Below are 13951 nucleotides of genomic sequence, written 5' to 3'. Positions count from 1 at the left end.
CCGCCGACGGTACACGCGGACGCCCGGGGCTTCAGGTCCGTCTCCTCACAGCCGCCGGGGATGGCGGCGCGCGCAGCCCGGCTCATCCCCGAGAGGCCGGTCATCGGCTGCTCCAGGTAGGGCGGGCGGCGGGCACGGGCGCCGGAGGGCCAGGCCGTTTCAGACACGGCCTCATTGTCCCTGCCGATTTAGCGCGATGAATATCCGTCGGTCGTGGTGTACTTCGCCTCTGCAGATCACCCAGTTAGGTGCGCTTTCTGGGGGGTCGCGTGGCGGTGGCCGGGCATCGCCAAGACGAAATGGGGAGCGGTCTGCGGAACCGTCTCCGCTGAATGGGTCCCGATCCGTCACCACTCAACAGCGACCCGCAGCCATCTGCTTAGTAGAATCGTAGATTGGCATCAAACCTATCGGTACCCACTATGTCGATACTTCTATCACCATCCACAGTATTGTTCCCTGGCACTGGCGGGCCGTTTTCCGACCAAGTCCCCTTGCCTGACCAGCCGTCATACACTGAATATCGGACGTGGTTACCCTGCTGCCAAACAGCAAATTGCCGTGTTTCTTTTAGGTCCGAACGCGGCCGTGGAGTGATGATCATGATATGGCGGATGCCCTCACCAAGTTTGACCTCGTATCCAGCGTCGACCTGTGGAATCCGTATGTTACACGACCAGCTTCCTCCTGGATAAATGGTGTAGCTTGCTTTGCCGCTCTCGCTCGTTTCATCTGGATTCTCCAAATTCAAAACACTCCACCTCGCACCAGTGGCGTTGCGTATAAGTTTTATAACTGTCAAGGGCATCTAGATACCTCCCAATAAATTCGTCGCTTGGGGAGATCATTCATATCTGGTAGATGGTACATCATATTGACGCTGGCAGCCAGGGATCAAAGATCGCAGCGAGGACACCGACGAGCATGTGCCACTCTCGTGCAGCACCAAAGTGCAGCAACCTCACCACCGGAAAAGCGACCTCGGCTGGCTCGGAAGAGGTGCGCTGATTAGTACTCCAGTAGCAGATCATGATCTTGCCGGCTGAGGCAGAGACGGCGTCTGATATCGGCCCGGGTGGATCTGGCTGAAGATGGGCGGCCACCGCTGGGATGGTTCAGTTGTGAATGGACTGAATTATCTTGGGTAGCCGTGCTGGCCAGGGTAGACGCTATTGAGGCGGCCCGGCTGGTATCCGGGCTTGATGATGCGTTCTCGCTGGTCGCGGGCCGGTTCTTCCGGCGGAAGGTCCGGCTCCGGGCGCGGGCCTGCGTAGCCGGGATGCTGTCGGGGCTGGAGCGCAAGACCGGCTGGTCGCTGGCGGAGCATGCCGGGAGGAGCACCCGGCCGGGATGCAGCGGCTGTTCACCGCCGCCCGGTGGAACGAGGAACTGGTCCGTGACGACGTGAGCGGCTACGTCACCGCTGCGCTCAGCTGCCCGGACGGGGTGCTGCTCAGCGACGACACCGGGTTTGAGAAGAAAGGATCGCACCTGGCAGGGGGTGCAGCGGCAGTACACAGGAACCGCGGGCAAGATCACGAACTGACCGGCGGGGTCTTCCTCGCCTATGCCGGCCCGAAGGGCCGTGCCCTGATCGACCGGGAGCTCTACCTGCCCCGGTCGTGGGCCGGCGATGAGGCCCGGGTCGCGGCCACCGGCGTTCCGGCGGGTACGGCGTTCCGCACGAAACCGCAGTTCCTGCAGCTGATGATCGAGCAGGCGGCCGCGGCGGGGATCCCATTCCGCTGGGTGACCGCGGACGAGGCCTACGGGACAACGGACCGCTTCGCGAGTACCTGGAGAAGCAGCGCATCGCCGATGTGCTGGCTGTCGCCCGCGACCACCTGGCTGACACGCCCACGGGTCCTCGCCGGTTCGGCCCGGCCCGGATCGGCCCGGTCCCAGCCTCTCGCCCGGCCGACGTGCTGGCCCTGGTCGGATACGAAGGCTCCGTCAACGGGTACGACACCCCCGAACTGCTATCGGCAGCCTTGCGGTCGTGGGAGGACCGGTTCGGTGCGGTGCTGGTGGAAGTCGGCTTCGCGCACATCCGGCTGCTGGCCCGACGGCCGCCGCGCACCAGGCCTGACGCGCAGGGTGTGGCCACCGAGCTGTGAACTCTTTGCGATAAGTTCTGGCCAATCGATCGTCCCGGCACGGCGGTTCGCGATGTCCCGGAGATCAGCAGGCACATCCTGGACATCCCCATCTGGTCGTTGTGGCTCGATTAACACTGATCAGCACTTGCTGCATGGCGGGTTCGACGGGCACCCGAAAGCCCGGGCTCCCGTGCTCAGCAAGACAAAGACGGCCTAGCCGCGATAATCACCATCCGCACAGCCAGGATCAGCCATCTCCCCGGCTGGTGCGCAACCTCCCGCCCGGTGCCCGCAGCCGACCCTCCTTAGGCATAGCAGCGGGTCCACGGGATGCATTGAGGATCCCGCCGATCATCCGTTTCGGCGCGGCCTCCCAGTCCGCAGATACTCCGATTCATCCGCCCGTAACGGCGGTACGCCATCGCGACCGGATAGTGCTAGCGCTGACTCGCCGGCCTGATCGCAGATCGCGACCGCGTTGGCTCCCCGAATCTGGCCCGTAGACCGACCTCGCTGCTCCCGAGATTTAGGTACCGACGCCGCAGGCCGCCTGACTGGCCTCAGCCGGACACATCGCTATCCGGCTCAGACGGTGGCAGAGATCTTGCAAACCGCCTAGATGCACACGGCCCGGGCTACACAATTTCCCTCATCTGAGGGTATTAGGATGATTCCATGGCCCAAAAAATACAGACGCTGTTCATTGATGACCTCGACGGCAGCGAAGCGGCCGGGACCGTCCACTTTGGACTTGACGGCACGGAATACGAAATCGACCTCACCACCGCGCACAGCGGAGAGCTACGCAGCGCCCTAGAGCTGTACATCAGGCACGCGCGGCGAACCGGCACGGCGAGGCGCGCTCCCCGGTTGCGGCGGGGAAACGACACCGTCGACACCGCCAAGGTCCGGGAGTGGGCCAAGGAGCAGGGCATCGAAATCAAGGACCGTGGCCGGGTCCCAGCCACGGTCGTCGAGAAGTATCAGGCCGCCGTAGGCAGATAAGCCCCTAGTGTCCCGAGTCATTGAAGACTTTGCAGGTTGTAGGCTTGGCTTGTGCCGAGCCCGAAGCTGATTCCGCTGGTTCTGTCTGATGCTGAGCGCGCGTCGCTGGAGGCCTTGTCGCGCAAGCGGACGGCGTCGCAGTCGCTGGCCGGGCGGGCCCGGGTGATCCTGGCCTGCGCGGAGGAGGGCGGGGTGGCGCCGCTGACCCGGGTCGCCGCCAGGACCGGGCTGTCGCGGGAGTCGGTCCGCAAGTGGCGGGTCCGGTTCGTGGAGCGCCGGCTGGACGGCCTCGGCGACGCGCCGCGGCCCGGGGCAGCGCGGAAGATCACCGACGAGCAGGTCGAGGTGCTGGTCACGCGGACGCTGACGGAGAAGGGCCGCGGGCAGGACAGCCACTGGTCGACCCGGTCGATGGCCGCCGAGACCGGCCTGTCGCAGTCGTCGGTCTCGCGGATCTGGCGGGCGTTCGGCCTCAAGCCGCACGTCGTGGAGACCTGGAAGCTGAGCACCGACCCGGAGTTCATCGGCAAGGTCCGCGACGTCGTCGGCCTTTACATGTCGCCGCCGGAGAATGCCCTGGTCCTGTGCGTGGACGAGAAGTCGCAGATCCAGGCCCTGGACCGGACCGCGCCGTGCCTGCCGATGCTGCCGACGACCCCGGCCCGGATGACGCACGACTACGTGCGCAACGGCACGACCAGCCTGTTCGCCGCGCTTGACCTGGCCAGCGGCTCGGTGATCGCCCAGCCCTACCGCCGCCACCGCCACCAGGAGTTCCTGCGCTTCCTCAAGCTCATCGACACCGCCGTCCCCAACGGCCTGGAACTGCACCTGGTGCTGGACAACTACGCCACCCACAAGACGCCCGCGATCCACCAGTGGCTGCTGAAGCACCCGCGGTTCCACCTGCACTTCACCCCGACCAGCTCCAGCTGGATGAACCTCGTCGAACGCTGGTTCGCCGAGCTGACCAACCGCAAGCTGCGCCGCTCCGCGCACCGCAGCGTCACCGAACTCGAAACCGACATCCGCAAGTGGATCAACGAGTGGAACAAGGACCCCAAGCCGTTCGTGTGGACCAAGTCCGCCGACGAAATCCTCGAAACCCTCGCCGCCTACTGCCAACGCATCATCGACTCAGGACACTAGCCTCGATTGACAAGCTGATTTCGCGTTGGGGTTGTCGTCGGTGCAAGCCGAGGCGGCAATGCCGCCCAGTCCGCGACCTTTGTCGATCAGCTGCGGGAACGGCTGCCCGCCGTGGACATAGCCGCCATGTTCTGGCGGGCCAGCGAGCCGCCTCCCGCGTCCGCTCCTCTCCTGGTGCGGACGGCAGACACCGGACCGGGCGCGGGTGGACATGCCGGAGGCTCGGCGGTACCTACCGACGGTGCACGGGCCCGTGCAGCCGGAATGTTCCCCTGGCCAGGTCCAGCCATCTGACCTCATCCTGGTTCCTTCTCACTACGTAACCCGGCGAGGCTACGGCGCCTCTGGGCTGTCCGCCCCCTGGCTGCCGGGTGCCGGTCACCCGGTACCCGGCCGCGGCCAGCCGGAAGGCGCGGCGGGCGCCGGTGATGGGCAGGGACGCGCCGAGTTCATCAGCATTCGCGCATATGGAGCCGGGGCCGCATTGCCTTCTTGTTGCCGACTCCGCGCTTGCGCTCGGCGTCATTGCGCGCGCAGATCTGAATATTGGTGAGACGGACGGCCCGCGCGGCTGCCTCGGGACTGAGGTCCGGCGTGGCGGCGTGGCAGAGTTCCCTGATGACGCTGCCGATGGCGGTGATGCTGTCCTTGCCGTAGGTGAACGGGTCTTCGTCCGGCTCGTGGGCGAGGCTGACGATCAGGCTTCCGTGCCGGGCATGAGGGGCCAGCGCGGCGGCCAGGGCTGGGGAGCAGCATGCATCGATTAGCAGCATACTGGTGGCGCCGAGGGTGAAGGATCCGAGGTTGTCCACCGTGAGGACGGGGGCCTGGTCGCCGTCGCCCGAAAAGCCGAGACGGCGGCCGTTGAAGAGGTATCCGGCGTGCGCGGACACGACGGTGACTCGGCTGGGCTGCGCAAGCTCAGCAAGCATAGTGGCGCCTGAGAGTATTTTTTCCGGCCGGTGCACCGGTATGTCCGTCTGTTCCGTTTCCGGGTCGTAACGTGCCACCCAGATCTCGTCCTCGAGTGCGCACAGAAAGCGCTCGCTGGCCTTGAAACCCTTGAATCCAAGCAGCCTTATGCCCGTATTGTCCGCCATGATGGCGACGTTAGCCGGCAGGGCTCTCCATGGCCCGGGTTACCAGGAAGCTGGGCGGTAACCGCTCCGCTAGGAATTCAGCCGCAAAGCGGAATCTTGCCGGCTGTACCGCCGGGCTGGCCAGAATCGGTGATCCCGGTGGTGAGCAGGCGGGCCGAGCCTGTGATCCAACTTGGCGCTCAGTTAATCATGACTCCCGGCGCTCGCCGCGATTTTTGGCGAGCTTTCCGGCTTCTCGGAAGTCACCCTCCATCCGGTTCCAGGCAGCCGCAGCCCCGTGCTGAGGTCGGCGGTGGAACCGGCTGCCGCTTGTCGTTCACTGACTATCCCGCCTTTGCTGGGACACCCGCACGCCAACGCTACGCTCACGCAGATCCTCCTGCCGGGCGGTCTGCACGCCCCACGGGCGGTCTGCAGCAAGCTAGGGTGGCCCCGTAAGTGGCAAGCCGGGCGCAGTCGGCCGCATCACTAATTGCGGCCAGAACCGAGAACTACGAACGACGCCATCATCGACCTGTCAATCGCCGCGAGCCTCGTCATCCCGCCCAGGAGCAGTAGCCCATACGACGTCGTAGTAGATCCGCGTCAGCAGGGTCCCTAGCACTACGATCAGGGCAGAGGCCAAGGTTATGCGTAGGCCGAGACTGTCCGGCAACATCCCGCCTGGTACAAGTAGCGAGATCGCGATGGCGACGACCACAACAGAGGCAACGAATAGCGTGTACACCCGCACACGAGGCTTGGTCCAGAACCGCACTCCAGAAGGGTTCTCTCTTCGCTTCTGCCTCTGCTGACCATGCAGTCGCTCCAGGTAAGCCGAGTCCCAGATCAACGCAAGGAGCAGCAATGGCAGGATCTGTGCCATAGTCGTATAGAAGTCACTGAGCTGATTCCATCCTGGGTGTAATGGGTTCGTCACGATCTGGCGTAGGCGCGGCGTGTCGCTGCCGGGCATGAGGAAGCCCCCGGTAAGTGAGCTAGTCGACCAAAACTTGCTTCACTTCGACTACCAGGGGCTTCCGTGCTTTTCTACCGTGCTGCGCTGCCGTTGTCCCGTAAGACCCTTAACTTCGTGGCCGGGATCGTCCGCCGGCACCTGAAGGCGCTCGGGTCGCGGTGGCGGAAGCTGAACCCGGGGCAGCAGGCGCTGCTCGTGCTCGCCTACCTGCGCAAGGGCGAGACGTTCGCCGACCTCGCGGCCGGGTTCGGGATCGGCAGGACCACGGCTTGGCGGTACGTGAACGAGGTCGTGGAGCTCCTCGCGGCCAGGGCGCCGAAACTCCGGCAGGCAGTCCGCGATGCTAAAAGGGCAGGTCATGCCTACGTCATCCTCGACGGCACGCTTATCGCAATTGACCGTCTCGCCGCGGACCGGCCTTTCTACTCGGGCAAGCACAAGATGCACGGGATGAACCTGCAGGTCATCGCCAGTCCGGACGGGGACATCCTGTGGGTGTCCGGGGCGCTGCCCGGCTCGGTGCACGACAAGAAGGCCGAGTGGATCTGGGGCGTGCTCGACGAACTGGAGAAAGCCGGCCTGGTCACCCTCGCGGACAAGGGCTACCAAGGGAGTACCTGGGCAAAAGTCCCGTACAAGGGCCGGAACAAACCCGAACCGCAGAAAGCAGCCAACCGCGCACACGCGAAACTCCGCGCGCCCGGCGAGCGTGCGAATGCCCAGCTCAAGACGTGGAGGATCCTCCGCAAGCTCCGCTGCTGCCCCTGGCGCGCCGGGAAACTCGCCAAGGCCATTCACGTACTGCAGCTACGCGAGGCATAACCAGGTTGGAAACGGCTCACTGTGCACGCCGGTGAGACTAACGGCATCGCACCTTCGCCGCGGCCAGTCAGCGCATCGTTATTGCTACGAGACAGGCTCCACTGCCGCTTTGGGAGCCAAAGACGTATCACCTTGCGCAATTTGGGTGTATTCATGGACTGAACCAACTTCCCGCGCGGGATGACCCTGCGGCACGGTCATTTGGTTCCGGCTGTGATGCCGATATGGCAGCCCTTGGTTCGAGCCCGCGTCCTGGTATGCGATGAGGTGCGCAAGCGCTTGCCGGCGATATTCGCCACTGAGCGGGGTCGTGGCCTGACGGTTGCTCTGCCACGACCTAGCAGATCGCGAGGCTGAACCGGCAGCCCGGCGGCAGTGCGGCTGGCTAAGCAGATCGGCGCGGTACCGTTCGCTTGTCCCGATACTGGAAGGAAGGCTGGTCACCTTTTGAGCGGCAACTGGTACAGCGGAAACGCAGAGGAAGACGGCCGTGAGCAGCGCGGCTGGATTCTCGGCCACTTCATCGACCCCGCCGAAGGCGTACGGTCAAGCAAGGCCGTAGAGGTCAAATGGGCAATCCACCCGGCGGGACACAAGCGGGGCGCGTGGACCGCCGATGATCAGCGGACGACCCTGGCCCTGCACGTCAGCGGGAGGTTCAGAATCGACCTCACGGAAGCCAGCTTCACGCTGGAACGCCAGGGGGATTATGCCGTGTGGGGACCAGGCGTCGACCACTCCTGGGAAGCGCTCGACGACTCAGTGGTCGTCACAGTCCGCTGGCCGTCTAATCCGATCTGACCAGCCGCGCGCCGCAATGCGCGTGCCGGGGCCATGGGCCGTGCTGCCTTGCCGCGCTCGCGCAGCGCAACGGGGCTGGGGGGCAGCCACGCCGAGGGCCTCGTGCTGCTCTCCCGGCCCCAACTGGACCGGCAGCCGCGTATCCGGCACGGCCGCTGCTGCGTCCCTCTCGGTTTCGATGTCCTGTCCTCGCCAATCGGGCCCAGGCAGCAACGCCGCCCGCATGATAGCGAGCGCCGCCTGGCGCCGGAGAGGATGCCCGCCTCGCCGCCACGCTGCATCCAGCCGCGGATAACATCGGCGCCGCCCTGCTGCGAATGCGATGAAGCTCGTTGTTAAGGCGCGAGCAGTTCTGTCGAGTGATCGCGGAGGATGGTGCGAAGGTCTTCATGGTGGAGGCGATACACGGTAATGCCGTCGGCGCGGTCGGCGACCAGGTACCCGCCCAGGCGGGTGTTGAGCAGCCAGGCAATGTCACCGTCACCGTAGGTGCGAACGCCTGAGACAGCACTGGCGACCTTCGGCCAGACGCTTCCCCAAGGCAGCCCGGGACCGAAAGCGAAAGCGACGGCGCGGAGCAGGTCAACGGCCTTCTTGCGCTCCGCCTGGCTGGGCAGGCTCCGGTGCAGGTCCTCGCGGAACAGGCCGAGCACGCCGTGGCTGATCGACGCGAGCCAATCGGGATCGTCGATGTCAACGATCCCGGAGCGGGACGCCAGCTGCTCGGCGGCCAGCCTGGCGAACAGGAAGGACTTGCCGGCATGCTCAGCCAGCACCCCGGCGATCGCCTGGACCTTCCCGGGCTCCGCGCTGCGGTAGGGGGAGCGGGACGGAAGCCCAAGCAGTCCGGTGACGTAGTCGACGAGATCCTGCTGCACCCACCAGGGCGGCTCATCGGCCTGGATCCGTCCGTGCGCCTCGATGCCCAGCGCCCGCTGCACACGGTCAGCCAGCGGCAGTTCCTCGTTGTCGTTATCCGGGGTGCCGGCATCCGCGCCCGGGGGAGTGCCGCCCCGGTCACGGCCGACCGAGCGCACGCCGACGATCAGCCGCAGGCGGCGCGGACCCGAATCGACGTTGAGCTCGGCCAGGACATCAGCGAGCACCTCATCGGGCTTGCTTGCCTCGTCGAGGGCGTCGATGACGATCGTGACCGGTTCCGTGCCCTGACTGAGCCAGCGCCGCCAGGCGGTTTCGGCTTCACTGAGTGACGGATTGCGGACGGATGCGTCGAGCGCGCCGGTCGCATGGCAGATCTGCGTCATGATTTCGGCGGCGCTCTTGCGCATGGCCAGTACCGCCACGTCGACTGCCCCCTCGGCAGGCCTCAGGTCATCGGGGATGTGCGCGATCTTGTCGGCGTACCGGCGCCGGAACTCGGGGTCGCTCAGTGTCACGAGCCGGGCCAGAACGGCGGACTTGCCCGTACCCGCCCTCCCGGTCACCAGGACGGCGCCGGGCTCGGCGGTCGCCGTGATCAGCCTGCGCATCACCGCCGCTCGGCCGGTGGGAAGCCAGCCTTGGTCGCTTCCCCGCAGCCGCGGTTTCCAGTGGGACTGCAGGTCTGCCAGCGGCATGGCAAGATCGCGGCGCGGCGGTCCGGTTGGCGCGAATGAGGCCTTCCAGTTCGGGTTGGGCAGGCAGGCGTGCGGCCCCTGGTACTGGCTGCCCTGCACGAGCACAAGCCTCTGTGTGCCCGCAAGCTCGCGGTCAACGGCGCGAACGAACTCCTCGACCGGGAGGTACTCGTCGGTCCCGAACCGCTGTCCGTACCTGCCCTGCACGTCATCAAGGACACGTCGGACCGCGCTGGTGAGCGCGCCAGCCTGCGCTGCCTCGTCCCTCGCGGCGCTCGCGAGTACCAGCCAGTTCCTGCGCAGCTCCCGGGGGAACCGGACTATATCGCTGGTCACCTCACCGGCGTAACAGGTATCGATGATCAACAGCAGATGCTCGATCCGCGTCTCATCTAGCCAGCCGGCGATTTGCGCTGTCAACAGCCCCGTGCTCTGCGGCGCGTCGGGGTTGGTGTGCTGCAGGATCAGCCAGTGCCCGTAGCGGTCCGTCTTGCCGTGACCGGTGACGAACACTACCGCGGCGTCCGCCTCCCTCCACTTCCTGGCCGGAGGGGGATTCTTCATGGCGGCCCTGATCTGCTCGTCCGTCGGATTGTCGGCCAGCTCGGGGTACTGCCAGGTGAAGCGCCGCTCGCCGAGCTCGGCGTCGCAGAACCACTCTGCGAGCGTCCGTACCTCGTCGTGCACCTGTGGTAGCGGGGGCTGCAGCGGATCGTCGTAGGCCGAAGTGGCGATCGCGACGAAGTGACGGCGCAGGATCTCCGCGCCGGCCGGCTCGGCGGTCACGATGGCTCATAGTCCGCGAGGCCGGGCAGTGCTGCGAGCAGAGCCGTGCCTGTCGGCCGCTTGCTCAGGTAGCGGTAGACCGAGTGGGCATCGCTCTGGTTGTGCACGGTGAAGTCGCACACGCCAGGCCAGTACCTGCTCAGGTCACCGGCGCAGGCGACTGGGTCCCTGGGATCCCGTAGGCCTACCCAGCGTGTGACGCCCGGCGGCAGCCCTCCGGCCCCGTAGTCGGGGTCTGGCATGAGCGCCCGCAGTGTGCGCAGGCCGAGCGGCGAGCCGAGTGTGAGCAGCAGGTCTACAGGGTAGCCGGGATGCTGGCGGATGAACTCGAACGCTACCACGGAGCCGAGCGAGTGGCCGATGAGCACCCGGCCGCCCCGGGTGATGACATTCTCCGCCCGGTTGTCGACTTCCGCCTTGACCTCGGGGTCAAGTAGATAGCTGCGCACTTGCTTCAGTTCGCCGAGGAACAGCAGCGAGGCCTTCGGCGAACCGAACTGCTTGTCAAGTCTCCGCAGGACTGCCTGCAGCAGCAGGGGAACCGCGGTCCGGCCTTTCGCAGCCGGTTCGCCGTCCGCCGGCGGACCGGATGCGAGCCTGCCCGTCACCTCGTCCGCGAACGGACTGAGCGCGACGGCATCCTCCTCGGTAAGCCCGGCTAGCTCGTCGCCTGCGTCCTTGCCAGCCGGATCTGGCTCGAAGAGGTCACCGTAGTAGACGATATTCAGGTCGGGGACCGCAACCTCGTGCCCGGCAGCGCGCTCGAGGCCGTCGGCGAGAGCACCCGCCCATTCGGGGATGAGCTGATTGCGGCCCAGTTGCTCATTCCTGATCCCATGGATCCCGATGATGGCCGTCATCTCTCGCCTCGGCCCGGGCACCCGCCGGCCGCGAGGACGGCGTGGAGCGGGGTTTCCATTTCGTTCTTGATGTCCTGATTGGCGTATCCCACCCACCCGCAGTCCACGTCGGTGGCGAGCGGATAGGACAGCGGCGCGCCCGCCGGGTCGGTGATCAGCGCGCCGGCTTGCTGTGCGATGAGGTACGTGCAGAGGTCGTAGGGGTGTGCGCACAGTCCGACGTTGCGGCCTGATCGTGCGGCCAGCTGGCCTATAACGGGCCTGAGGTCGGCGCAGAACCGGTACGTACCGCTGGCGATCAGGTAGAGGCAGCCGGCCGTCGAGAGGTACTGATCGTTGAAGGCAAGTGCTTCGCCCGGTTTCACCGGCCCGAGCGCGTAGTCGAAGACTAGGTCCGCGACTCGTGCGGTCAGCGCGTGGCTGCCGGCGAAGTAGTCCGTGAATACCGCGTACCCGCCGCGCACTGTGGTGGCGGCAGACGGATGCAGGCCTTGCGCGGTCCGGGCGGTGACACCGGTCGTCAGGTCGCACGACTCCAGGACTGCAGCCCGTTCCCGGCCCGCGGTGATGACCACCCCGTTCTGCTGGGACAGCACTGGCACCTCGGTCTGGATCGCCCAGACGATGTCGGCGAGCGTGGGTGCGGGGCCGGCAGGGGCAATCCCGCTCAGCACCCAGGCGCTGCGCTTGCCGTAGGCGATCTCCCGGCTTCCGTCGAGCGGGTCGATGATCACCCACCATGCGGCCTCGCTCTTCGCGGCCCGTGCCGGGAAAACGCGCTGTCCTAGTCCCTCGCACACAACCATGACTGCCTCGGGCACGGTATCGAAGGCCTGCTCGACAATCTCCTCAGGGCGGACGTCGATCTGGAAGCTGACATCGCCGGCGCCGCTGCGTGCCTCGCCCGCGAGGAATGACTTCTCCTTCGCGCCAAGGTCTTCACGGACCGCCGACCTGATGTTCTCGTGCATTGTCCGCAGCAGGGAACGCAGCCATGGCGGAACGCCCTCGGGTGCGGCCGGTCCGGTCATGCGCGAGAGCTCCTCAGGTGGCAGTGGGCTGTCATTGCGGCGGGAGGCGTTTGACGGCGTCGCGGGCCATTCGCACTTCTGCCTCGAGCTTGCCGCCGAGTTCGTCAAGGCAGGACACCAGGTAATCCAGCCGCTCGTGCATCGCAGGTCCCAGGGACGTGAACCAGCTGCTGCCGCGCAGCCGCGATAGGCTCATGCGCAGGCCGGGGATCCCGTCGTCGTCGCCTGACAGGTAGCCAGTCGCGAACAGCACCATGATTTCCAGGACACAGCGCAGCTCCTCGTCCGCCTTGGCTTCGCGGTCGTAACGCTGCTGATCCTGATGGCGCTCGCTGCCAGCCTGGGTCAGCAGCGAGACGGCGGTCGCGAGCCGGAGCCGCAGGGCCTCAAGCAGCCACGCGCCGGTCCTGATCTCCGCCATGGCGGCGATCGGGAAGGCCTGCCCGGTCCAGTGCTCCGGGTGCCATATCCGGTCGGCGAGCGCACCGTCGGGCTCGCCGTAGCCGTCCCACGTCACCAGCTGGCCGCCGAGCCACCGCAGGTCGCTTTCCTCGGGCTTCCCGCGCCACATCCTGCCGGCCGACTTCTCCTGGTCGATCGTCCGCATCGCCTGGCACACCGAGTTCGGCATGTTCTGCACGTCTTTCCTGCCGCGGTAGTCCTCGAAAGCGGCCGGCCATGGTGCCGTGGAGAAGGCGTCGCCGACCGGGCTGCGCACTTCGTAGTCGAGATGGGTGAACGAGGAGGTATGCGGCGTGCGGCCGAACGCGGCGTAATGCTGGATGAAGGCGTCGGCCCTTGGCCGGTCAGGGTGCCGCAGGCGGTTGGCCACGACCGGGAGCTGCTCGCGCGACCACACGACGTGAGACCAGAAGGAGATGCCCGGGGGCAGGATGCGGCGCAGCGCTTCGACGTTCAGCACCGGCTCGGCCGGGTAGCGCCGGTTCTCATCAGACAGCACCTCGAGCAGCACGCGGAAGTGAAACGGATGCTCAATCGCGAAGACCGAGTCGCCGGACCGGGCGAACCGCTCGACGCCGGCGCGGTACCGCTCGGCTTCGTCCGGCCCCGGGACACGTACCCGCTGTTGCCCCATCGCGTTGGTCTGCATGGCGATCCGCTCGCCAAACGCAGCGTACGGCGACCGGGGGAGCGCGGCGTCCTGCCTGGTCAGCAGTGCGATGCTGTGCCCGAGGAACAGCGCGCCGCCGAGCGTTGCGATGAGGCGCAGCCCGGAATCCGGATCGGCCAGGTTCTGCATCGTCCCGATCCTGGTCGGGATGACCGCCTCGATCATCAGGCGGGTGATCTGGGCTATCCCCTTGATGCCGGGCGTCCAGTACTCGATGTCCTCCCGGTGTGCCGCCCTCGTGCCGACGATAGACAGCACCCTCGACATCTCCCTGGTCTGCTGCTCGGCACGCTCGCCCCGGCTGAGGATCGCGGTGGCGAGCAGCAGTTCCTCCGGTGACCAGGCTTCGTCTGCCATTGCGTCGTCTGCCGCAGCGTGCACCCGCCGGTCAAGCTGCTCGATCAGCCTGGCCGACCACAGGGGATCCAGGTTCCTGTTTTCGAGGCAGCGGGTCAATTCGAGCCGCTTGCCCGGGTCATCCGGGAAACCCGGGAAGCCAGCCGTCGCCGCCATCTCCTCGGCGATTATCCGGCCTATGTGCAGGATATAGACCGTGACGAGAAGCGAGAGGGCGGGTTCAAGGCCCAGCTCCGCCACTTCGGGCGGTATGGCATTTTGTATTTTCCTGGCT

General features: G+C 66.3%; 11 protein-coding genes and 1 pseudogene. 7 read left to right on the top strand and 5 right to left on the bottom strand.

Annotated features, from left to right (window positions below):
* The first annotated feature begins 1150 nt into the window (after window positions 1-1150).
* The 5 genes and pseudogenes from EAS64_RS43455 to EAS64_RS10530 all read left to right on the top strand — a co-directional run bounded on the left by EAS64_RS43455 (window position 1151) and on the right by EAS64_RS10530 (window position 4253).
* A complete protein-coding gene (locus tag EAS64_RS43455) occupies window positions 1151-1408 on the top strand; it encodes a hypothetical protein (protein ID WP_187365932.1) in 258 nt (85 codons plus the stop codon).
* A pseudogene (locus tag EAS64_RS47390) lies at window positions 1351-1743 on the top strand (transposase); the annotation flags it as partial. The gene EAS64_RS43455 and the pseudogene EAS64_RS47390, both read left to right, overlap by 58 nt.
* A 77-nt stretch (window positions 1744-1820) precedes the next feature.
* A complete protein-coding gene (locus EAS64_RS43450) occupies window positions 1821-2117 on the top strand; it encodes a DUF4253 domain-containing protein (protein ID WP_222849185.1) in 297 nt (98 codons plus the stop codon).
* A gap of 657 nt (window positions 2118-2774) precedes the next feature.
* Complete coding sequence (locus EAS64_RS10535) at window positions 2775-3104, top strand: histone-like nucleoid-structuring protein Lsr2 (RefSeq protein ID WP_145852755.1); 330 nt, start codon at window positions 2775-2777, stop codon at window positions 3102-3104.
* Window positions 3105-3155: 51 nt separating this feature from the next.
* Window positions 3156-4253 (top strand): IS630 family transposase, encoded by a 1098-nt coding sequence (locus EAS64_RS10530; protein WP_145852754.1) that lies wholly within the window; start codon window positions 3156-3158, stop codon window positions 4251-4253.
* A 452-nt stretch (window positions 4254-4705) separates the two neighbouring features.
* On the opposite strand, the gene EAS64_RS10525 is transcribed toward EAS64_RS10530, so the two are convergent.
* Window positions 4706-5353 (bottom strand): hypothetical protein, encoded by a 648-nt coding sequence (locus EAS64_RS10525; RefSeq protein ID WP_145852753.1) that lies wholly within the window; start codon window positions 5351-5353, stop codon window positions 4706-4708.
* Between the two features lie 1021 nt (window positions 5354-6374).
* Between EAS64_RS10525 and EAS64_RS10520 the strand changes: the two genes are divergently transcribed.
* Window positions 6375-7133 carry a transposase family protein gene (locus EAS64_RS10520; protein WP_145852752.1) on the top strand — a complete coding sequence of 253 codons (759 nt, stop codon included), beginning with the start codon at window positions 6375-6377 and terminating at the stop codon, window positions 7131-7133.
* 447 nt (window positions 7134-7580) lie between these two features.
* The gene (locus tag EAS64_RS10515) at window positions 7581-7934 is read left to right on the top strand and encodes a signal peptidase I (protein ID WP_145852751.1); all 354 of its coding nucleotides are present in this window, start codon (window positions 7581-7583) and stop codon (window positions 7932-7934) included.
* Between the two features lie 335 nt (window positions 7935-8269).
* Here EAS64_RS10515 and EAS64_RS10510 read toward each other — a convergent pair whose 3' ends face one another.
* The 4 genes from EAS64_RS10510 to EAS64_RS10495 are packed head-to-tail and all read right to left on the bottom strand — an operon-like array spanning window position 8270 to window position 13917.
* Window positions 8270-10297, bottom strand: a complete 2028-nt coding sequence (locus EAS64_RS10510) for an ATP-binding protein (protein ID WP_145852750.1) — start codon at window positions 10295-10297, stop codon at window positions 8270-8272.
* Window positions 10294-11157, bottom strand: a complete 864-nt coding sequence (locus EAS64_RS10505) for a hypothetical protein (RefSeq protein ID WP_145852749.1) — start codon at window positions 11155-11157, stop codon at window positions 10294-10296. Before EAS64_RS10505 ends, EAS64_RS10510 begins: the two co-directional genes overlap by 4 nt.
* Window positions 11154-12188, bottom strand: coding sequence for a hypothetical protein (locus EAS64_RS10500; RefSeq protein ID WP_145852748.1), 1035 nt, complete (start codon window positions 12186-12188; stop codon window positions 11154-11156). Before EAS64_RS10500 ends, EAS64_RS10505 begins: the two co-directional genes overlap by 4 nt.
* A 31-nt stretch (window positions 12189-12219) precedes the next feature.
* Window positions 12220-13917: a hypothetical protein gene (locus EAS64_RS10495; RefSeq protein ID WP_145852747.1), complete on the bottom strand. Its 1698-nt coding sequence runs from the start codon at window positions 13915-13917 to the stop codon at window positions 12220-12222.
* Window positions 13918-13951: the final 34 nt, after the last annotated feature.

Origin of the sequence: Trebonia kvetii (assembly GCF_007827045.1) — a bacterium.
Lineage (GTDB): Bacteria > Actinomycetota > Actinomycetes > Streptosporangiales > Streptosporangiaceae > Trebonia > Trebonia kvetii.
Note: the sequence above shows the minus strand (reverse complement) of the source record. Positions and strands in the feature narration are given on the sequence as shown.